The organism is Metabacillus rhizolycopersici (genome assembly GCF_020075705.1).
Genome location: NZ_JAIQUM010000046.1, coordinates 22389 through 45101 on the forward strand (window position 1 = coordinate 22389; position 22713 = coordinate 45101).

Below are 22713 nucleotides of genomic sequence, written 5' to 3' on the forward strand. Positions count from 1 at the left end.
ACCGAAAGCTTTTTTACTGACCAGACCTCAAATCGTTTCTTTTTCTTTACCTCTTCACCTGTGAATGGATCAAGGTATTCCATCATACTTAATTGTTCTGCTACTATATCGTCTTGAATCTAGTTTCTTATATATTCTTCTATTACCTTCTTGCTTTTTCCAACTTTATCCACATAATATCCCGTACACCAAAATTTTCTGTTCTAATATTTGTATTTCAAATTTGTGTGACGATCAAATATCATCAAACTACTTTTCCCTTTTAAATATCCTACAAATGCAGATACACTTAACTTAGGTGGAAGGCTTACTAAAATATCGACGTGATCTTTACACGCTATTGCTTCGATAATCTCCACGCCTTTTCTTTAAAATAGGGTGCGGAGTATTTCTCCAATATCCTTTTTAATTTTCCCATAAATTACTTGTCTTCTGTACTTTGGGGCAAATACGATGTGATTACTTACAATTCCAAGTCGTATGTGCTAAAATTAATGTCTTTTGACATAAAAACTCCTCCCTATGCTGATATTTTGGTTGACGAACCAAAAATATTTTAGCATTAGCACCACGGGTGAGTTTTTTAATATCACGCTGAAAGCTTTTGGGAACCCTAGGCCTATCCTAGGGTTTTCTTTTCCACAAAAAAAATAGCTATTCTTTAAAAGAATAACTATTACAATTCCTGCAAAAGCGCTAGAGCTGTTTGTTCATCTATTATCAGCACATCTAAATAGTCACCTTTTAAAGCAGCTGCCACACTTTCAATTTTATGAGTTCCTTCAACCACTCCAATGACTTTCTTCACTTCTTTCAAGCATTCCAATGTCAAACCAATGACTTTATCATTTAATGAATGTTTAACAGGCATTCCTAATTCATCAAAGAAACGAGAACTAATGTCACCTACAACCCCCATCTTTCGGAGATGCTGGAGGTCATCGTCTTGCAAATAACCAATCGCTTTCATCGTGGAACCCTTATATGGATTTCCAATACCTACAAGGGCTACATCTACATTTTTTCCTTCTTCAAGAACAGCTGCAATATCCTGCATGGCCACAAGGCGTTCCTTTAACTCCTCTGTTTCTACAATTGCTGGTGCATACAAATATGAACATGTACCGTTCATTTTTTTAGCTAATTCATACGCCAGCTGATTAGCATGTATTTCTACATGTTGCGTTCCCATACCTCCCACAAGAGGAACAATATTTATCCCTTCTCTTCGTTCATAGGGGTACTCTTTTACTACTTCAGATAGCGTAGACCCCCATGAGATACCGAGACGTTTAACATCTCTCTTTAAATTTTTAGATAAATAATAAGCTCCTGCTTGTCCAACCGAGCGCTTAACCATGTCTGGTGTAAAGCCGACAGTTGGCACCACAACGGCATCAATCAATCCGTATTTTTGCTCAAGTTTTTGTTCTAATTCGACCGTAAGGGCACTTTCATCTTTAATATATACCTCTACAATTCCAAATTCCTTTGCTTTTTGTAACATTTTTGAAATGACAGGCCTAGACACGCCGACCTTTTTCGCTATTTGTTCTTGTGTCCAACCGTCTGTATAATACAAATTGGATACTTTCACCAACAGACGCCTTTCTTCCCAACTTAACATACCATCGCCTCTTTGATTAGATTATCACCCTTATTATATCAAGATATCCTGTTAAATGAGAACACCCTACTTTCTCTCCTGACGTTTAGTTGAGTTTATATCCACCATCACAATCTAATTTATGAAAAATCACTCCGTGCAGTAACAATAATGTCATTTAATTTTCAAGTATCAAATCTGCATAAGACCGATCTAAATTTTGATCGTAACAGGAAGATATATTTCAAAAATAATGATGTTTTTTAAAATGTTACTAATCAAACAACTTTATTGTCATTCAACAACATTTTCTATTTTTATAAGAAAGTTTTTGATAATTCGTTATGTGTTGGTCTAATTTCTGACTGTAACAAATCGTCTCATGGCTATTTAAACCAGTTACTTCAGCAATCTGAACCAATTCTTTTCTCAGTTGATTTACCCTACATTCTAATTCATATTTCTCAGAAGCCATGCTTATATTCAAAGGTAACAGTGAACTCTGCCTCCCATTTTATTAAACTACTATATATTCTTTTGGAATTAGTTAAGTAATTATATAGGGGATTATTGGTAAATCTTCAAATCCATCTCTATCCTTTCCCTCACACCGTGCGTACAACTTTCTCTTGACTCCTTATTATCAGAGTCTCATTAATACTACACTTCATGACTCTTTCACAGCTTTCGAATTGCTATTCCCCAAGTTATTACTAAACCGTTAGGAACTCCTGACGTTCCAAAACTACTAGGTATATAAACTATACTCAGGTATTGTCTTCACCCAATTCCCCCACTTTACACGCCTGAGGGAGTATTAGTAATCACCTAGTTATGAGATTTATTTGAGTATTTCACCGTTCCATTTATTACCAACCATTGTTAGTTCAAACCATCTTTCCGGTGTTAAATTCGATTTCTGTCTAACATCACGTAACATAAAAGAAGCTATGTTCCTAACAATTTTATGCTATTTTTCAAGTTCAATAAGCAGATCACCTGTTTGAATCGCACCGCCATTTTTCACATAAATATCTTTTACAACACCAGAAAATGGAGCTTGAACCGTTGTTTCCATCTTCATGGCCTCTGTGATCATGAGATGATCTCCTTTTGAAACTTTTTCTCCTTTTTCAACAAGAAGCTTCAGAACCGTTCCTGGCATAGAGGCTCCAATATGGCTCTGGTTACCTGCATCTGCTTTTGCTCTTGCCTGAACGTTCGTTTTAGCACTTTCATCTTTGATGATCACTTCACGAGATTGACCGTTTAACTCGAAATAAAGGATGCGTGTTCCATCTGCTTGCGGCTCACCAATGGACACAAGTTTCACGATCAGCGTTTTTCCTTTTTCAATTTCTACTTCGATCTCTTCTCCAAGACGCATTCCATATAAGAACGTAGGAGTGTCAAGTACAGAGATATCTCCGTATTGTTCCACTGTTTTTTGATAGTCCATAAACACTTTGGGATATAACGCATAGGCAATGACTTCATGGCTCGTCACAGGACGATTCAGTGAATGATAGAGCATTTCTTTGATTTCTTGGAAGTCCGCAGGCTCCAATAATTCTCCAGGACGAACCGTAATCGGCTCTTTTCCTTTTAAAATAATGCGTTGAAGCTCTTTAGGGAACCCTCCATGAGGTTGCCCTAAATATCCTTCAAACAACTCCACAACCGAGTCCGGGAAATCAAGTGTCTCACCGCGCTCATAAATATCGTCTTCCGTTAAATTGTTTTGAACCATATAAAGTGCCATATCTCCTACTACTTTTGAAGAGGGCGTTACTTTTACAATATCGCCAAATAAATGATTCACACGTGAATACATCTTTTTCACTTCTTCCCAACGGTCCCCCAACCCTACTGCTTTTGCTTGCTGCTGAAGATTACTGTACTGACCGCCCGGCATTTCGTGGACGTATACTTCCGTGTGAGGAGCATTCATCCCACTTTCAAAATCCACGGAATATTTGCGGATATCTTCCCAGTAATGAGAAATCTGCTCTAACCCTTGAATATCAATTTGCGGTTGGCGGTCATGGCCTTCTAACGCATAGTATAAAGAGTTAGCGCTTGGCTGTGAGGTTAACCCGGCCATTGAACTTACGGCTACATCTACAATATCAACCCCTGCTTCAATGGCCTTGGCATACATAAATACACCGTTACCGCTTGTATCATGGCTGTGCAAATGAATGGGAATATCGACGGTTTCCTTTAAAGTAGAAACCAAGTCATAAGCAGCTTGCGGTTTTAACAAACCCGCCATATCCTTAATTCCTAAAATATGTGCACCCGATGCTTCCAGCTCTTTTGCCAGCTCTTTATAATAATTTAAATCATATTTTCTTCTAGTCAGATCGGAAATATCTCCTGTATAGCACATCGCTGCTTCCGCGATTTTTCCATTTTCGCGCACAGAATCAATCGCCAACGTCATCCCCTTCACCCAGTTTAGGCTATCAAATATACGGAATACGTCAATGCCTGCCTGTGCAGACTTTTCTACAAATTCCTTGATGACATTATCTGGATAATTTTTATAACCAACGGCATTGGATGCACGAAGAAGCATTTGGAATAAAACGTTTGGCATTTCTTGACGAAGTTTCAATAAACGATCCCATGGATCTTCTTTTAAGAACCGGTACGATACATCAAATGTTGCCCCGCCCCACATTTCGGCAGAAAATAAATTCGGCAATAATCGAGCAGTCGGCTCTCCAATATGCACCAGGTCATTGGTGCGTACGCGAGTCGCCAGCAAGGATTGATGGGCATCCCGGAATGTCGTATCTGTCAACAGTGCTTCCTTTTGCTCTTTAATCCAATTAACGACTCCTTCTGCACCCCGTTCTTCCAAAATCTGTTTTGTTCCATTTGGAATTGGCTCAGAATACTTTACCTTTGGCAATCTCGTTTTTCCGAATACTGGCTTTCTCTTTTTGGCAACGCCCGGGAAACCATTCACCGTGACATTTCCAATATACATCAGCATTTTTGTCCCACGGTCTTTTCGTTTCGGGAACACAAACAGCTCCGGTGACGAATCGATAAACGATGTATCATATTCGCCTTTTGAGAATTTCTCATGCTTCACCACGTTTTCAAGGAACGGAATGTTGGTCTTAATCCCGCGAATACGGAATTCTCTCAAGTTTCGAACCATCTTTGCCGCAGCTTGATCAAACGTTAACGCCCATGTGGTTACTTTTACAAGAAGTGAATCATAGTATGGCGTAATAACAGCACCTTGGAAGCTGTTTCCTGCATCTAAACGGACACCAAATCCTCCTCCCGAACGGTAGGCCATAATTTTCCCGGTATCCGGCATAAAGTTATTCAACGGATCTTCCGCTGTTACACGGGATTGAATCGCAAAACCATGTACCATAATATCTTCCTGCTTTGGAATTCCCACTTCACAGCTATGCAGAGAAGAACCATCTGCAATTAAAATTTGTGATTGAACAATATCCACCCCAGTGATCATTTCTGTAATGGTATGTTCAACTTGTACACGTGGGTTAACTTCAATAAAGTAAAATTTACCATTTGTAACTAAAAACTCCACCGTTCCCGCATTTATGTAGGAAACATTTTTCATAAGGTGTACAGCCGCTTCGCAAATAGCCTGACGTAAACTTTCCGGGATAGAGACGCTTGGAGCTACCTCCACCACTTTTTGATGACGACGTTGCACAGAACAATCACGCTCATATAAGTGAATGATATTTCCATCCTGATCACCTAAGATTTGCACCTCGATATGCTTTGGATTTTCCACAAACTTTTCTACATATACCTCATCGTTGCCAAATGCTGCTTTCGCTTCGGATTTGGCACGCTCGTATGATTCTTTTAAGCTCGCCTCGCTGCGTACGATTCGCATCCCGCGACCACCCCCGCCAAGAGATGCTTTAATCATTAACGGGTAACCATGCTCCTTTCCAAAGGCTTCAGCTTCCTCAAGACTTTCGATCGGTCCATCGCTTCCGGGAATAACCGGGATATTGGCTTGAATAGCCTGGTAGCGTGCTTTTACTTTGTCCCCAAACATGTCGAGGTGTTCTGATTTAGGCCCAATAAAAATAATGCCTTCCTCTTCACAACGTGTTGCAAAATGGATATTTTCTGACAAAAACCCATAGCCCGGATGAATGGCATCCACATTGTGCGCCTTCGCAATTTCGATAATGCCTTCAATGTCTAAATAGGCATCGATTGGTTTTTTTCCTTCCCCAACTAAGTAAGCTTCATCTGCTTTATAGCGATGGTATGAACCAGTATCCTCTTTTGAGTAAATAGCTACTGTCCGAATGTTTAATTCGTCACACGCTCGGAAAACGCGAATAGCGATTTCACCACGATTAGCAACTAAAACTTTATTAATTTTCTTAGTTATACTATTCATAGCATTTTCTCCTCTCATGGAAATAAGCTTTACTTTTCTATTAAACAAATGATTGATAATTAGTTAATATTTTAATATTTGTTCTATATATTTACATTTGTTAAAATAATATATTTTCATAATTTTCAGTTAATTAACCCTGAAAGTTTTGATAAATAATTGCTAAATAGATTCTGGTAAAGAAACCTATCAAATTTGGATATGTTGAGACTAGTAATCTAAAAAGGATGGAGAGCCGGTGTGAGGATCTAAAGTTTATGACTTCGAAAAATTATTTTCTCTTAATATAAAAGGGATGAATCCAAAGAACACGTAAAGTGATCCTTGATTCAACCCTTTATCTCTTCATTTAAAAGCATAGAGGCAGTTTGCTCATCTATTATTAACACATTTACGTAATTGCCCCTTAATGCACCCATTATACTCTTAAGCTTATGGGTACCATCTGCTACAGCAATAACTTTTTTGATTTGTTTCAGTTGATCTAATGATAAGCCAATAACCTTATCGTTTAGCGGATGCCTAATCGGTTTTCCTGATTCATTAAAAAAGCGGAAACCAATATCACCTACAGCTCCCATTGTGCAAAGGTCATCCAAGTCCCGATCTTGTAAGTATCCGATTTCCTTCAGCGTCGATTCTTTAAATGGATTTCCGATTCCTATGACTGCCATATCTACATTCTTTCCTTCTTCAAGTACAGTTTTGATGTCTTGCATCTCCATTAAACGTTCTTTTAATTCTTTCGTCTCTACAATTGCAGGAGCATACAAATAAGAACATCTACTATTCATTTTTTTCGCCAATTCATACGCTATTTGGTTCGCATGGACTTCTCCAAATCGCCTTCCCATTCCTCCTTCAAGGGGGATAATCTTTATGTCTTTTCTTCGTTCAAATTGATACTCTTTCACTAATTCAGCTACTGTCGTTCCCCATGAAATACCTAGGTGGTTGACATTTTTTAAATTTTTAGAGATATAATGCGCCCCAGCCTGTACGATTTTCCGCTTAACCATTTCCGGTGAAAGCCCGATAGTCGGAGCTACTACAACGTCCTCCAGGCCATATTTCTTCTCTAGTTGTTGTTCCAATTCGACTGTATGGACACTTTCATCCTTAATGAACACTTCGACAATGCCGGTTTCTTTTGCCATGTTTAACAGTTTTGAAATGATAGGCCTCGACGCCCCGATTTTTTTTGAAATTTGCGCTTGCGTCCAGCCGTCAATATAATATAAATTGGCGACCTTAACCACTTGTCGTCTTTCTTCCCACTTTAACATCATTCCACCCCCCTCACCGCAATTTTCCTTCTTTAGCATAGACATTAAATTCTTATCCTGTTTACACCGTTCAGTTCTTACATCTTGAATAAATTCACAAAGTTCGTCGTACAAATCACTGACAATAACCCATAACGTCGCGTTTATACATAACCATCTGACATAGATTACAAGCTTCTATGTCAGATAGATTCTAAAGATTTAATGTTCACCGAATTTTGAGTTAATCAATTCAGCGATAGCAGATAGGGCACTTTGTTCATCCTCGCCATCGGCAATGATTGTAAGTTCATCACCTTTTGCTGCAGCCAGTCCCAATAAACCTAAAATACTTTTCGCATTCGCTTTCTTTTCGCCCTTTACCACCATAATTTCAGATTCATACTCATTTGCTTTTTTTACAAATTCTGATGCAGGTCTTGCATGAATTCCAGTTTCATTTTGAACTATAAGTTGCTCTTGGACCATTTCTTTTTCTCCTCTCTCCTTAAATGTAATATTGTAACGAAAAGCATTTATTTTGATCTCACATCAGCAAGAAAGCTCCCACTCCAAGCAGAAGCTGAGTAATGGGAGCTTTCAATGCTAGAAAACAACGTAGCTATACGAGAGACTCTTGCTTTCTCATTTTATGGACAATATTTAAAGCAGCCTCATAAAACGATTCAGAAACAGTCGGATGAGGATGAATCATTTTTGATACTTCTTCTACAGTTCCTTCTAAGTACATGAAAGCAGAAGCTTCAGAAATCATTTCCGTTACATGTGGACCAACCATTGTGACCCCTATAATTTCTCCGTACTTTTCTTCATACACAACTTTCACAAATCCGCTTGTCTCTCCTACTGCAAGCGCTTTACCGTTTCCTGTATGATCAAACCGTTCTGTACGTACAGATAGACCCTTCTTTTTTGCCTCTTCTTCTGTTATCCCTACACTGGCAATTTCAGGTAAGGTGTAAATACAGCGCGGCACTACGTGATATTCCATTTTATCTTCTAAACCAGCTGCATTAGTTGCTGCTACAATGCCCTCAGCACTGGCAACGTGAGCTAGTTGGTAACCGCCAACTACATCACCTACAGCATAAATATTAGGAAGATTGGTTTCCATTTTATCGTTCACCTTGATAAATGGTCCTTCTTTTTCAATGGCCACCTGTTGAACACCTGAAAGATTTGGTTTTCGCCCTACACTTACGATTAGCGTATCTGCTTCAATTGTAAGTTCGTTCCCTTTCCCATCTGCACATTTCACGGCTTTTTGCGTTCCGTTTCGCTGAACTTCGGTTACTTTCGTACTTGTATGAAAACGAATTCCCTTTTTCTTTAAAACCTTTGTCAGCACTTTTGAAGCATCGGCATCTTCACTTGGAACGATTCGGTCTGCAGCTTCAATTACAGTTACTTCTGACTTTAAACTAGCAAAGATGCAGGCAAATTCTACCCCAATGACGCCACCCCCAATAATGACCACTGATTTAGGGATATCAGCAATGTCAAAAATGGTGTCACTTGTTTCAAAGTCTACAGAATCTAACCCTTTAATTGGTGGCACAACAGGAGATGAACCTGTTGCTATGATGATGCGCTCTGCTTGAATTCGTTCTTCTTTGTCATTCGTTAGTACTTTGATGATTTGTCCTTCTTCAATCATACCTAAACCTTCATATACATCAATTTTCCCTTGTTTTAATAAAAAGGCAATCCCACCACGCAAACGTTGAATGACATCATCTTTGCGTTTTTTCATTTTCTCGAGGGAAAAGGACATGTCTCCTGTCTCAATTCCCCACCCTTTTGCTTCTTCGATGGCTTCAATTACTTCCGCATGTTTTAATAGAGTTTTAGAAGGAATACAACCTCTATTTAAACAAGTACCACCTAAAAGATCTGCTTCAATTACGGCTACCTTTTTCCCAAGCTCTGCAGCATGGAGCGCTGCTACATACCCACCGGGACCTCCGCCTATTACAACGATTTCATATGATTTTGTCATGTCTCTCACCTCTTATACTAGCAATTCGAATGGATTTTCAAGAACTCGTTTCAATTCAGTTAAAAATTCTGCTGCCGGCGCCCCGTCAATGACACGGTGATCAAAGGACAAACTAACTGTCATCATCGGTCGGATCTCTATAGAAGCGTTGAGCACAACAGGCTTATCTTGCATTCTACCTACACCTAATATTGCCGTTTCAGGCTGATTAATAATTGGAGTAAAGCCATCAATTGCATACATGCCAAGGTTGCTGATTGTAAACGTGGAGCCTTTTAATTGGTCAGGCAATAATTTTTGCTCCCTTGCACGTTTACTTATGTCTTTAGCATCTATTGTTAAATCTGCTAATCCTTTTTGGTTCACTTCTCTAATAACCGGTACCATTAATCCATCCGGTACCGCAACCGCTAAACCGATATGAACGTCATCGTTATAGATAATTTCATCATTTATCAAGGATGCATTGATAGCTGGAAAACGTGACAATACAGCTCCAACTGCTTTAATAATGACTTCTGTATAAGATAAGCGGAAGCCGGTTTGTTTTTCAACAATTGGTAAGAGTTGTGCACGCAACTCTTTTACTTTCGTCATATCAATCTCACTGGTTAACGTGACATGCGGTGCTGTAAAGGCACTCTGAGACATACGATCAGAAATTACTTTCCGCATACCTGCAATTTTTCTCCGTTTTTCAGGAGGAGTCGATGGTTTCTTCGTTTTTTCAGGAATAGCTGCCGTTACATCTTGTTTAACAATTTTGCCGTTTAGACCGCTACCATTAAGGGCAGACACATCAACTTTTTCATGTTCAGCAATTTTCCTCGCAAGTGGTGTAACCATTGATTTTACTTGTCCTGTACTTACGTGTTCCGTAACATCCTTTAGATGGACTCTTCCATTTGGTCCACTACCTGCTACAACTGCTAATTCAACTTGATGCACTTTTGCTGATTTTCTTGCTGCAGGTGTGGCACGTGGTTTTTCACCAGACTCCACCTGTACCGCTACATTAAGGCTTTCTTCATTATTTTCTACCACTTGTTCTTCCGAAACCGAATCACTTGATTCTCCCGATTCACCTGGCGGATCAGCAGGTACTGTCTCACCTTCCGCTCCAATAAAACCAATAACATGATTAACAGGCACCTGATCATCTACATCAAAATACCTCTTCAATAAAACTCCTTCTTCATACGCTTCAACTTCAATGTTAATTTTATCTGTCAATATTTCGAGCAATGGTTCTCCGATTTCAACTGTGTCTCCTTCTTCCTTAAACCACTGAAGGAGGGTACCGGTCTCCATTGTACTACTTAGTTTCGGCATAAAAATCTCTTTTGCCATAATTCTCCCTCCCTTATTTAAAACGAACAGTTTCCTTAACAGCTTCAATAATATCCGGCACTTGAGGAATAACAGCCTTCTCTAATGTTGGATTATATGGAACTGGAACAGCTAACCCGCCTAGTCTTTTGATTGGCGCATCCAAATAATCAAACGCTTCACTCTCAGCAATCATACTAGCAATTTCCCCACCGAAGCCTCCGCGTTTAACAGCTTCGTGAACGACAATAAGACGACCTGTTTTTTTCACAGATTCTACAATTGTTTCTTCATCTAATGGTACAAGGGTACGAGGGTCTACGATTTCTACATCAATCCCCTCCTTTTCAAGCTCTACTGCCGCTTCTAGTGCTTTATGTACCATAATCGCAGTAGCAACAATCGTTACATCTTTTCCTTTACGCTTTACGTCTGCTTTTCCTAATGGAATGGAGTATTGCTCTTCTGGTACATCGCATTGTGTGCGATATAACAGTTTATGTTCATAAAAAATGACTGGATTGTCATCATCCATAGCTGCCTTTAGTAGCCCTTTTGCATCATAGGCTGTAGATGGCTGGATTACCTTTAGACCTGGAATATGAGCCATCCATGCTTCCAAACTTTGGGAGTGCTGTGCAGCTGCACCAGTACCGGAGCCCGCTGGTGTTCTTACAACCATTGGGACTTTTCCTTTTCCACCAAACATATATCGCGTTTTAGCTGCCTGGTTCACTATTTGATCCATGGCAATTGTAATAAAATCGGAAAACTGTAATTCTAAAATAGGTCTCATACCAGTAAGAGCAGCCCCTACTGCTCCCCCTGCAATTGCAGCTTCAGAAATAGGTGTATTACGAATGCGCTCAGGACCAAATTCTTCAATCATTCCACGCGTAACCCCAAATGCGCCTCCATATACCCCGATATCTTCTCCTAAAATGAATACATCATCATTCTGGCGCATTTCTTGACTCATAGCTTCTCTTACTGCTTCTAAATACGTTATCTCTCTTGTTTTCATCTCAGTCATTTTAATCCTCCTCCTAAGTTAGGCATACACATCTTCTAAAAGTGTATCAATTGATGGTTCCGGGCTATTTTCAGCAAATTCTACAGCATCCTCAATTTCTTGCTTTGCTTCTTCTTGCAGCCTCTTCGCTTCTTCTTCCGTTAACACATTTGATTCGATTAACAATTCTTTAAATCTCTTAATACCGTCTTTCTTTCTCCATTCCGTTTCCTCTTCGCGTGTACGATATTTCTTCGCATCACTTTTGGAATGACCTTTCCAACGATATGTCTTCATTTCAATTAATGTTGGACCATTTCCTTGACGAGCATTTTCAACTGCTTTATCTACGGTATTCATTATTTCAATCATGTCATTTCCGTCTATTACCTCACCTGGCATACCGTAAGCGATTGCACGATCTGCAATATTTTCTACTCTTGTCATGTCCTTTACTGGACCTGACATTCCATATTGATTGTTTTCGCAAATGAACACTACCGGCAAATCCCAAATCGCTGCAAGATTTAAGGCCTCGTGAAAACTTCCTTCATTAGAAGCACCATCTCCAAAGAAGCATAATACGACATAGCCCTGTTCTTTCATTTTTGATGTTAACGCTGCACCTACTGCAAGAGGAATCCCGCCCCCTACAATACCATTAGCTCCAAGGTTGCCTTTATCAACATCTGCAATATGCATTGATCCACCTTTACCTTTACAATACCCTGTTTCTTTCCCAAACAGTTCGGCCATCATTTTGTTTACATCACCTTCTTTAGCAATACAATGACCATGACCACGATGAGTACTGATAATTTTATCTTTCGGTTGAAGAACAGCTATAGATCCTGCAGCAGACGCCTCCTGCCCTACACAAAGGTGAGTCGTTCCATGGATCTTTCCTTTCGCAAAAAATTGGTCCACTTTTTCATCAAAATATCGGATAAGCCACATTTGTTTATAAATCTCAGGAAGCTTCTTCTCCGTTATATGGGAAGGTAAATTCAAAGTACTTAACATATTAGTTCCTCCTCTTAACTTTTGTTCTTTGTTGTTACATTTGTAAACATCATATACTTTTCTGAAAAATCCGTCAAGTTAAAAAAATACTTTTTTTAAGAGTTTACACCAAAATTGCCCATCTAAAAAATGGAGGTTTTCCGTTTATATCCCCTATTTAAACGGAATATCCTCTAACTAGAACTTAATATATTTCATTCAAGGAAAAGATTGATACAAACGTATGTATTTTGGATTGTTATAAAAAATGTAACCACATTGAACGAAAGTATTGATTTACCCAAAAAAGTTTTCGATGACAGAAAATAACCTGGAATGAACTTATTTAGGCGCAAAGTATTCAAGAAAAAACAAAAAAACGACCTTGTTATTCTAAACAGAATAACAAGGTCGTTTTTACTTTTACTTCACTCATATTTACCTTTTGCCCTTTCAGTTTCATTCACTAGCTTTACATAAAGCGAGACTTCCATCAGTGGGGGTTTTCCTTATCCCCCACTGATGGTTAGAGAGACTTATCGGGCTTTTACGGGCAGTTATCCCCCACCTTCGCCTCTTTGTGATTCACTCAAGCTTAGAGGTGGGGGTATTACTGCCCGTTAATGCGGGATAAAAATTCTCGAACTTAGTCAACTAACTTCAAAATGGTATTTAACCCAAAATATTATATTGATTTAATACAAAGCTAGTGTAGTACGCTAAACGAATGAAAAATAGTAGCCAACACATGTCTATTAATCATTGGAAATACGTATTTTAAGCTGAATGACGAATCATGTCTTTTCGCTCAGCGGCAGCTTTTTTTCCATGAACGAAATAGTAGATTCCAATACACGCAAGAATCCAGATAGCTGCTGTGAAATATAAATGTCGAAAGCCCATCATTCCAACCACAATTCCTAATAAATACGGTCCCAATCCACTTCCAAGGTCAAGAAAAATGAAAAACGTAGATGTTGCTAAGGCTGTGCGATTGGGCGGTGATTGCTTGATGGCAATGGCTAGAAAATTTGATTGCACAGTACCATAACCGATCCCAATAAATACGGCAGATAAAAGAAAGAGAAAGCCATTATGAGCTTGGCTTAATAAGAACAATCCAATTGCCATACACAATAATAGTGGATAGGTCACTCGATTTTCTCCGTATTTATCAAACCATTTTCCTGTAATCGGACGAGATACAATCAATGAAGCAGCGTAAACGATAAAGAAGAAACTCGCTACCTCTACTAATTGAATGTCTTCTGCATATAACGATAAAAATGCTAAAAGGCTTGAATACGCAAATGTAACAAGAAACAGCAAAACCGAAATAGGAACCGCTTTCAGTTCGATGTAATGTCTCACATTAAATCTGCTTATTTTATGTACTTGCTCTTCGGAATCCTCTACTTTTGGTACTTGTAAAAATAAGGATGAAACAAAGCCAATGATCGCAATGATGCTTCCAACAAGAATAATCATCTGAAAATCAGCATATCCACTTAGATAGATTCCCAAAAACGGACCAATGGCCATCGCTAAATTCATACTTGTTGCATAATAACCCGTTCCCTCGCCGCGCCGTTCGTTAGGAATTATATCAGCTGCGACTGCCCCTGCTGCGGTTGTAAGAAATCCATGTGCTGCACCTTGAATAAAACGAATAATAAAAAGGACGATTAAGCTATTTTCTCCAAAATGGAGAAGCATCGAGATCGTAAAGATAACAAATGATCCGATTAAAGCACGTTTCCTCCCAATTCGATCTAAATATTTACCGGCAAAAACACGTGCTACTAAAGCGGAAATAACATAAACCCCAACAGTCAGTCCAGCCATCCCCGAACTCGCCTGATATTCCGACATAACATAAATCGCAACTGTGGCCATTAATAAATAAAAAACAACATGCACAAAAAAATTCGTTAAAGAAATAATGATGAAGTCCTTTGTCCAAAGCTTTGGCTTATTCTTTTCCCTCTTCACTTCTTTCAATCAATGATAATAGTTTAATAGAAAATTATGGTAGAACTTTATTTTAGTAAATTTTAAGGCCTATATCCATAGCCAAACGAAAATAAGAAGCTAAAAAAGATAAAGAGGGTAGCTGAGGGAATGAAACTCAATAAAATAAGTATCTTAGACATCTTGGTTCGAGCCTTAGTAAACCATTTAAAGTATATAAAAATGATGATACCAATTAAGGGCAAGAAAAGATAATTAGTTATTGTGTCAACCCATCCTGAATTCTTATCCCAATATGCATCAGGAACAGGGAGAACACCCTCAAATTCCTTATCAATTCTATTCTTAACAGTAATGAAAAAATATGAAACTACTAAATAATAAGCGACAATTATACTTTTGACCCACCAAAAGAAGTATTTATTGAAAATCACGATTATAATAATGAACGCCAAAATTACGAAACAACCTATGTATTGTTGCATGTCAATAATTCCTCCCCTTCTAAAACCTTATCTAAAATTTGGAAAAATATCAACAAAAGCAGAAAAAAAGGACCTTCTCTTTTTAAGTGAAAGTCCTTTTCTAACAAATTTAACATTATTCATAAAGCCTGATGTAACAGCTAATTGATTTGCATAACAATTTTCCATCTCATTCAACTTTTTTAAGTTGAATGAGATGGATTCTGTATAGTAAGAAGGGATTGTTTGTTGTTGTTCCCTTTCTCCTATGTTATTTATTAACGAAATGTTCGGTCAATCTCTTGAATTTCTTCTGCTGTTAAGACAACATCTAATGTTTTTAAATTATCTAGTACTTGTTCTGCCCTCTTTGCACCTGGAATCACACTATCAATGGACTCACGTGTTAAATACCAAGCTAAGACAACATGAGCTACATCTACTTGCTTTGCATGAGCAATCTCACGAATTTTTTCTACTTTTTCTAAGTTTTTCGCAAATACTTCTCCTTGTAAATGCGGCATATTTGAACGAAGGTCATTGAATACCGTGTCTTTATAGTATTTACCAGCTAATATACCAGCTGCAAGCGGGAAGTAAGGAATAAACGAAATTCCCTTTTCTATTGTATATGGGAATAATTCTTTTTCAGCAGAGCGCTGCAATAAGTTGTATTCACCTTGATACACATCAACGTAACCATCTTTATTCGCTTCCTTCAACTGCTCAATCGAGAAATTAGATACCCCGATCGATCGAATTTTCCCTTCATCTTTTAATTGCTTTAAAGCACCAACCGCTTCATACTTCGGTGTATCATTATCTGGAAAATGAATATAGAATAAATCAATGTAGTCTGTTTGAAGACGTTGTAAGCTTTCCTCAACCGCCTGTTTTAAAAATTCCGGAGAATTGTCCAATACAACATCTTGTCCAACAAATTTATGCGCACCTTTTGTTGCCAGAATAATGTCACTGCGCTTACCTGTTTCTTTAATGACCTCTCCGACTAATTCTTCAGAACGCCCTGGTCCGTAAATGAATGCAGTATCTAAAAAATTGACACCGTGATGAATAGCTGTTCGCACCAACTCTTTTCCTGCTTCTTCATCTAAATTTGGATAAAGATTATGTCCTCCAACAGCGTTCGTTCCAAGTCCAATCGGATTGACGTAGATACCTGTTTTTCCTAATTGTGTTTGCTTAGTCATTTTCCATTCCCCTTTTCATGCTTTTTATTTTAGACAAGTGAAACAATGGATTTCTACAGACTTTGTAAGTCAGAGCCTTAGCTTATTTCATTTGTTATTTCTTTACTGCCATCAATCATCTTACGCGTTAAGCTCCGCAAAATACTCCTTTTCATACTTTCGCTTGGGCCAGCTATTGCAACGGCCGCTATGATTTGCTTGTCACGAAACACAGGAGCTGCTATACAACGAACTCCTAAAAATCTCTCTTCATCATCTATCGCAAACCCTTGTTTTTTGATGACATTTAAATGATGGAAAAAAAGCTCTGGATCTACAAATGTATGCTCCGTTGCTTGCGTCAAAGAAAGATGAGAAAATAGATCTTTTTGCTCGTTTGGATTTAAATGGGCCAATATCACTTTTCCTATCGCGCTTTGATGAGCAGGAGAACGATTACCAATCTCTTGATGAAAAGGTTCTTTGAAAGGAGGTTTAATCATTTGCTGCATGACCAATTCCATTCCATTTAGTGTCCCAATATACACGTTTTCTCCCACACTCACCCCCAAACGATATGGACTTTGTAAGGTAGTCCAGTCAATAGATGATTTTCCTTCACTAGTGGAAAGAAACATCCCACTGTTCAATTCAAAGTATTTACCACATTTCTTAATATAGTCCATATCTTCCAACGTATTTACTAACCGAAAAGCCGTCGTCTTCGTTAGCCCAAGCATCTCATAAATCTCTCTCAACGTTAAAGATCGATTTTTTTTCAATAACTCTAAGATCTGGAGTCCCTTTTTTAATGTAGAAGCTTCATATTTACTCACAAAGTTCACCTCGGCTCTGAAACCATCTTAAACCACATTCAAAATTTAATTCAATCATTAAGGTTTTTGTTCCACTATTTGAAACTTTTTGTTGATCTATGCCCTATACTTAATCTTCACCCATTATCCTAAAATAGAAATAAGCGCTGTTCCTTGTTTCGGGAAAGCGCCGTAATTTTCATTCATAACCTACCTTTTAGTTTTTGGGGGTTTAATAATGGTAATGGAACTTACTACTTCTTTAACAGTCATCACACCTGCACTTGGACCAACCTTTGGAAAGATTATTGCTTCCACTTTAAATTGGCGCTATATTTTTATTTTTCTCTTACCCATTCTTATGATTTCCTTCATTGCTGGTTCTTTTTCTATTGAACAAGGTAAACCAGTGGAAAAGGTGAAATTTGATGATACGAGTGTCATTTTTATCATGATTACATTTGTCGGAATTGTTTATGGCTTTAGTCGCGCAGGTGAGCTAGGTTGGACTAGCATTGTTAATTCTTATCCGTAGAACAAAATAAGTTTAAGTATTATAGATACTTTGAACATTACTGAAAACTCAACTACACAACCGTAAAATTGGAAAAATTTCAATAATTTAGTGCTATAATATTATCAAAAATATAGCTTACTAATAGGTAACATCCTTTAAATACTCATTAAGAAAGGATATCTACATGTATAAAATTCTAATCGTTGAAGATGACCTTGTAATTGCAAAAACCGTGATGAAACACCTGACATCATGGGGATATGATGTGGAATGTGCGGAGGATTTTAAAAATGTTTTAGGCGAGTTTGTTTCCTTTGATCCGCAGCTGGTACTTTTAGATATATCCTTGCCATTCTTCAATGGCTACCATTGGTGTACGGAGATTCGAAAACTTTCCAAAGTTCCTATCATCTTTATCTCTTCTGTCTCCGATAATATGAACATTGTCATGGCGATTAATATGGGTGGAGATGATTTTGTTGCCAAGCCATTTGACCTCAATGTCCTTACTTCCAAAGTACAGGCTTTATTACGTCGCACCTATGATTTTACCGGGCAAACCCATTTATTTGAACATAAAGGAGCCATCCTCAATACGAGCGATTCTACCTTGACGTTTAATGGGGAGAAAATAGAGCTATCCAAAAACGATTATAAAATCCTACATATCCTCCTGGAAAACAAAGGGAAAATAGTGTCCAGAGACACTTTGATGACAAGACTTTGGGAAACTGATGACTTTATTGATGATAATACACTGACGGTGAATATCAATCGTTTACGAAAAAAATTAGCCGATATTGAACTTGACGATTTTATTAAAACGAAAAAAGGGATTGGATATTTGGTAGAGTGAAAATGAATAAGAACGAATTTTTAAAACTAACCATTTCCTATTTTAAGTCGCACAAATCTAACTATATTCTCTTCTGTTTGTTTGCGGGGATATTCTCTATTACTTTTTCACTCTATCATTTACCACTGGAACCAGTCGTCTATGCTTTTACCTTATGTGTCTATATAGGTCTTATTTTTGGAATCATAGATTTTATAAAATATTACAAGCGCCATAAATTTTTAGTAGATTTACAAAAGCGAATCACTGTGAGTATAGATGAACTTCCCCCTTCCAGGGATATGTTTGAGAAAGACTATAGAACATTGATGACCCTGCTTCATAACGCGAAAGTGCAAACCGCTTCAAAAGCTGATCTTACACGTACAGATATGGTCGACTATTTCACCCTATGGGCCCATCAAATTAAAACACCAATAGCAGCGATGCACCTTCTACTCCAGACCGAAGAAAACGAACAAAACGCTGAATTGTCGATGGAGCTATTTAAGATTGAGCAATATGTAGAAATGGTGCTGCAATATCTTCGTCTTGACAATATGACCTCTGATTTTGTGCTAAAAAGGTACAGCTTAGATGATATTGTCAAACAAGCTGTCCGGAAATATGCAAAAATGTTTATTCGAAAAAAGATAAAGCTTTCTTTTACAGAATTAAGCTGTGAAGTATTAACAGATGAAAAATGGCTTGTCTTTGTCATCGAACAGATCTTATCAAACGCCATTAAATACACGAATAAAGGTAAAATTTCGATTTATATGAATCCAACTAAGGAAAAGACGCTTGTCATTGAAGATACAGGCATAGGGATTGCACCTGAAGACTTGCCTCGTGTATGTGAAAAAGGATACACAGGCTATAATGGCCGTGCAGATAAAAAATCGACAGGGATCGGTTTATACCTTTGCAAGCAGATTTTAACAAAGTTATCTCACACTATCGAGATGGAATCTGAGGTAGGAAAAGGAACCAAGATATTCATTGATTTAGCAACAAATGATCTTCATGTCGAATGACTTTCTCCCACTTGCAACCTTCATTCTACCGAATCTTACAAAATTGTTAGATTAGACGAGGAAATGTAAGCCAAAGCTATGTTGGCCCGTTTCCTCGTTTTGCTATACTGAGCATAGCAAATTTGACGGAGGTAATGACGATGTTCATATTAGAAGTGAAAAATGTAAAAAAGGTATATACTTCCCGCTTTGGAGGGAATCAAGTTCAAGCATTATCAGATGTCACTTTTTCAGTAGAAAAGGGTGAGTATGTTGCGATTATGGGAGAGTCTGGTTCTGGAAAAACGACTTTGCTGAATACTTTAGCTGCACTCGACAAACCAACAAGCGGTGAGGTTCTATTAAATGGTCAAAATATTGTTTCCATTAAGGAAAAGGAAATTTCGATGTTCCGACGTGAAAATCTAGGTTTTGTGTTTCAAGATTTTAATCTGCTCGATACATTTTCTTTACAGGACAACATCTTTTTGCCACTAGTACTATCGGGGAAGTCTTACGAGGAAATGAACAGCCATCTACAGCCGATTGCAAAAAAACTGGGTATCAGCGACATTTTGCCAAAATTCCCATATGAAGTGTCTGGTGGTCAGAAACAACGGGCAGCCGTAGCAAGGGCTTTAATTACAAATCCGCAGTTAATTCTTGCCGACGAACCAACGGGTGCTTTGGATTCCCATTCAACCGAAGAGTTACTTCGTTTATTTACTACGATTAATCAGGGTGGTCAAACGCTTTTAATGGTTACCCACAGTACAAAGGCTGCCAGTCACGCTAGTCGTGTCCTCTTTATTAAAGACGGTGCTGTTTTCCATCAGCTTTATAAAGGTTCAATGTCGAATGAAGAAATGTATCAATTGATTTCCGACACGTTAAACATTATGGCAACGGGTGGTGCAAGAAATGCGTAAATTTTTTTATGCCAAACTCGCACTAATCAATATCAAAAAGAATGGAAAAACGTATTTCCCCTATATGTTGACTTGCATCGGCACAAGTGTCATGTACTATATCCTGCATTTTATTTCAGTAAATGAAGGTTTAGATCAAATGTCCGGTGGAACCTCTCTGAAAAGTCTTTTAAGTTTAGGGACTTACGTCATTGCCATCTTTTCCGTCATCTTTCTATTTTATACGAACAGCTTTCTCATCAAACGCCGTAAAAAGGAGTTCGGCTTATACAATATCCTTGGTATGGAGAAAAAGCATATAGCGTATATGATGGTCTGGGAAACATTCTTTGTCTCCTTCGTCAGTTTGGCTGGCGGATTGGTTACTGGTATTCTAGCAAGCAAATTAATGTTTTTATTGCTCCTTAACCTTTTACAATTTAACATACCCTTTGGTTATTTTATTTCCCTAGACTCTATGATAGCTACCGTGATCCTATTTGCGATTATTTTTATGCTGACCCTTCTTAACAACCTGAGGCAAATTCACCTGGCCAAACCAATTGAACTAATTAAGGGTGGTCAGACCGGTGAAAAAGAGCCGAAAACAAAATGGATTTTAAGCGTAGTCGGGACCCTCTCTCTTGCCGGAGGCTACTATATTGCCCTGACAACCGAATCACCATTGGATGCAGTGAATTTATTTTTCCTGGCGGTAGTTCTTGTCATGATTGGAACTTACGCGTTGTTTATTGCAGGAACAGTTGCACTATTAAAAATGCTGCGAAAGAACAAGAATTTCTATTATAAAACCAAACATTTTATCAGTGTATCGGGTATGATCTACCGCATGAAGCAAAACGCAGCCGGTTTAGCAAGTATATGTATTTTATCAACAGCCGTACTTGTCATGCTATCAACAACCGTGGCATTGTATATCGGAATGGAAGATCTACTCCGGACGCGCTTTCCAAAAGATATTTCTATAACAGCACAAAATGTTTCAGAGGAAGTATCGAAAAAAATCGATACGATTGTTTTAGAAGAAGCAGAGAATCATAATATTAAGGTAAAAGATACAGTTCAGTACCGCTACATAGCATATACAACTATTCAAGACGGTCATGTTTTCTCAAGCGGTCGCCTTGGTTCCATATCATCTGAAAAAATAGCGATACTCAATGTTATGCCATTGAGTGAATATAATAAGCTGGAAAACGAATCCGTCCATTTGGCAGAAAATGAAGTACTGTTATTTACCTATAGAGGTGAAATCAATCAGAACACCATTGATATTTCTGGAAATGCATTCAAAGTAAAGGATCGATTAGACCACCTAACCATTGATGGATTAGCCTCTGCCTTGCTCGCAAATACGTACTGCATTGTTGTACCTGATCTGCAAACAATCGAAAAGATTAATAGTACGATCAACGAAAACCCCAATAGCATGGTAGATTTATCCTACAATTATGCTTTTGACGCGGAAGGAAAGGCAGAAGATGAAATCGCCCTGACGAATGTCATCCAAAGTGAACTGAAGAAACTCTCCGTCGATGGAATGGTAGAAGGTTCGGAAGAATCCAAAGAGTCCTTTTATTCCTTGTATGGTGGCCTTTTCTTCCTTGGTATATTCCTTGGCGCATTGTTCATCATGGCCACTGTTCTAATTATTTACTACAAACAGATTTCCGAGGGATTTGATGATAAACATCGTTTCGAAATTATGCAAAAGGTCGGTTTAAGTAAAGCTGAAGTAAAAAAAGCGATTCGCAGTCAAGTGTTGATGGTATTTTTCTTGCCACTAGTAACAGCGGTTATCCATATTGCTTTTGCGTTTACAGTAATTACCAAACTACTAGCTTTATTAAATCTTACAAATGTTACATTGTTTGCCCTCACAACCGGAGGAACCATTCTAGTCTTTGCTATCTTCTATGCGATTGTCTATTCCCTTACAGCAAGGGAGTACTATAAGATCGTAAGGTGAATGACCCCTCCTTATCAACCTTGCGGTCTGATTGAAGAAGGGGCTTCCTGATTCTTAGACCGTTGCATAAGTGGGGGTTCCCACTATGTCTTACACAATCTCCACAGGCGTAGATTATACTGTTCGGACACAACCCTGCCCTACAGTTTGATCAGTTCTGTTAGTTGGTCACAAGTAGTTGCTCTAATCCTTTTTGGAGGATATTCAGACTTGCATTATGATCCCTGTCCAATACCGCCCCGCACTTTGTGCAAATATGTGTACGAATGGAAAGTGATTTTTTTACACGTTCACCACAAGAAGAACAGTCTTGTGATGTGTAGTGTGGTTCTACTTTTACAAGTAGCCCGCCA

General features: G+C 38.2%; 18 protein-coding genes and 1 pseudogene. 5 read left to right on the forward strand and 14 right to left on the reverse strand.

Features of this window, described 5'->3' with window-relative positions:
• Positions 1–38: 38 nt before the first annotated feature.
• The 13 genes and pseudogenes from tnpA to K9V48_RS29455 form a co-directional block, all read right to left on the reverse strand.
• Positions 39–508, reverse strand: a pseudogene (tnpA, locus tag K9V48_RS18035) (IS200/IS605 family transposase); the annotation flags it as partial.
• A gap of 168 nt (positions 509–676) precedes the next feature.
• Positions 677–1627 carry a sugar-binding transcriptional regulator gene (locus tag K9V48_RS18040; RefSeq protein WP_224140527.1) on the reverse strand — a complete coding sequence of 317 codons (951 nt, stop codon included), beginning with the start codon at positions 1625–1627 and terminating at the stop codon, positions 677–679.
• Between the two features lie 277 nt (positions 1628–1904).
• Positions 1905–2081, reverse strand: coding sequence for an aspartyl-phosphate phosphatase Spo0E family protein (locus K9V48_RS18045; RefSeq protein WP_224140528.1), 177 nt, complete (start codon positions 2079–2081; stop codon positions 1905–1907).
• 495 nt (positions 2082–2576) lie between these two features.
• Positions 2577–6026 carry a pyruvate carboxylase gene (pyc, locus tag K9V48_RS18050; RefSeq protein ID WP_224140529.1) on the reverse strand — a complete coding sequence of 1150 codons (3450 nt, stop codon included), beginning with the start codon at positions 6024–6026 and terminating at the stop codon, positions 2577–2579.
• A 329-nt stretch (positions 6027–6355) separates the two neighbouring features.
• Positions 6356–7312, reverse strand: a complete 957-nt coding sequence (locus K9V48_RS18055) for a sugar-binding transcriptional regulator (RefSeq protein ID WP_224140530.1) — start codon at positions 7310–7312, stop codon at positions 6356–6358.
• A 201-nt stretch (positions 7313–7513) separates the two neighbouring features.
• Positions 7514–7780: an HPr family phosphocarrier protein gene (locus tag K9V48_RS18060; RefSeq protein ID WP_224140532.1), complete on the reverse strand. Its 267-nt coding sequence runs from the start codon at positions 7778–7780 to the stop codon at positions 7514–7516.
• Positions 7781–7913: 133 nt separating this feature from the next.
• Positions 7914–9311, reverse strand: coding sequence for a dihydrolipoyl dehydrogenase (lpdA, locus tag K9V48_RS18065; RefSeq protein WP_224140533.1), 1398 nt, complete (start codon positions 9309–9311; stop codon positions 7914–7916).
• A 12-nt stretch (positions 9312–9323) separates the two neighbouring features.
• Positions 9324–10661, reverse strand: a complete 1338-nt coding sequence (locus tag K9V48_RS18070; RefSeq protein ID WP_224140534.1) for a dihydrolipoamide acetyltransferase family protein — start codon at positions 10659–10661, stop codon at positions 9324–9326.
• 13 nt (positions 10662–10674) lie between these two features.
• Complete coding sequence (locus tag K9V48_RS18075) at positions 10675–11673, reverse strand: alpha-ketoacid dehydrogenase subunit beta (protein WP_224140536.1); 999 nt, start codon at positions 11671–11673, stop codon at positions 10675–10677.
• Positions 11674–11691: 18 nt separating this feature from the next.
• Entirely contained in the window at positions 11692–12675 is a 984-nt protein-coding gene (gene pdhA / locus K9V48_RS18080; protein ID WP_224140538.1) for a pyruvate dehydrogenase (acetyl-transferring) E1 component subunit alpha, read from the reverse strand.
• Positions 12676–13431: 756 nt separating this feature from the next.
• On the reverse strand, positions 13432–14646 hold the full coding sequence (locus K9V48_RS18085; protein ID WP_224140540.1) for an MFS transporter: 1215 nt from the start codon (positions 14644–14646) through the stop codon (positions 13432–13434).
• A gap of 721 nt (positions 14647–15367) precedes the next feature.
• Complete coding sequence (locus K9V48_RS18090) at positions 15368–16300, reverse strand: aldo/keto reductase (protein ID WP_224140542.1); 933 nt, start codon at positions 16298–16300, stop codon at positions 15368–15370.
• Positions 16301–16377: 77 nt separating this feature from the next.
• Entirely contained in the window at positions 16378–17115 is a 738-nt protein-coding gene (locus K9V48_RS29455; protein ID WP_224140544.1) for an IclR family transcriptional regulator, read from the reverse strand.
• Between the two features lie 217 nt (positions 17116–17332).
• On the opposite strand from K9V48_RS29455, the gene K9V48_RS18100 reads away from it, so the two are divergent.
• The 5 genes from K9V48_RS18100 to K9V48_RS18120 all read left to right on the forward strand — a co-directional run bounded on the left by K9V48_RS18100 (position 17333) and on the right by K9V48_RS18120 (position 22360).
• Positions 17333–17629: a hypothetical protein gene (locus tag K9V48_RS18100; protein WP_224140546.1), complete on the forward strand. Its 297-nt coding sequence runs from the start codon at positions 17333–17335 to the stop codon at positions 17627–17629.
• 166 nt (positions 17630–17795) lie between these two features.
• Positions 17796–18467 (forward strand): response regulator transcription factor, encoded by a 672-nt coding sequence (locus tag K9V48_RS18105; RefSeq protein ID WP_224140548.1) that lies wholly within the window; start codon positions 17796–17798, stop codon positions 18465–18467.
• Between the two features lie 2 nt (positions 18468–18469).
• Positions 18470–19483: a sensor histidine kinase gene (locus K9V48_RS18110; RefSeq protein WP_224140550.1), complete on the forward strand. Its 1014-nt coding sequence runs from the start codon at positions 18470–18472 to the stop codon at positions 19481–19483.
• A gap of 140 nt (positions 19484–19623) precedes the next feature.
• On the forward strand, positions 19624–20391 hold the full coding sequence (locus K9V48_RS18115; protein WP_224140552.1) for an ABC transporter ATP-binding protein: 768 nt from the start codon (positions 19624–19626) through the stop codon (positions 20389–20391).
• Positions 20384–22360 (forward strand): FtsX-like permease family protein, encoded by a 1977-nt coding sequence (locus K9V48_RS18120; RefSeq protein ID WP_224140554.1) that lies wholly within the window; start codon positions 20384–20386, stop codon positions 22358–22360. Before K9V48_RS18115 ends, K9V48_RS18120 begins: the two co-directional genes overlap by 8 nt.
• Positions 22361–22520: 160 nt before the next feature.
• On the opposite strand, the gene K9V48_RS18125 is transcribed toward K9V48_RS18120, so the two are convergent.
• The coding region (locus tag K9V48_RS18125) for a zinc ribbon domain-containing protein (protein ID WP_224140556.1) at positions 22521–22713 on the reverse strand (193 nt) is incomplete at its 5' end.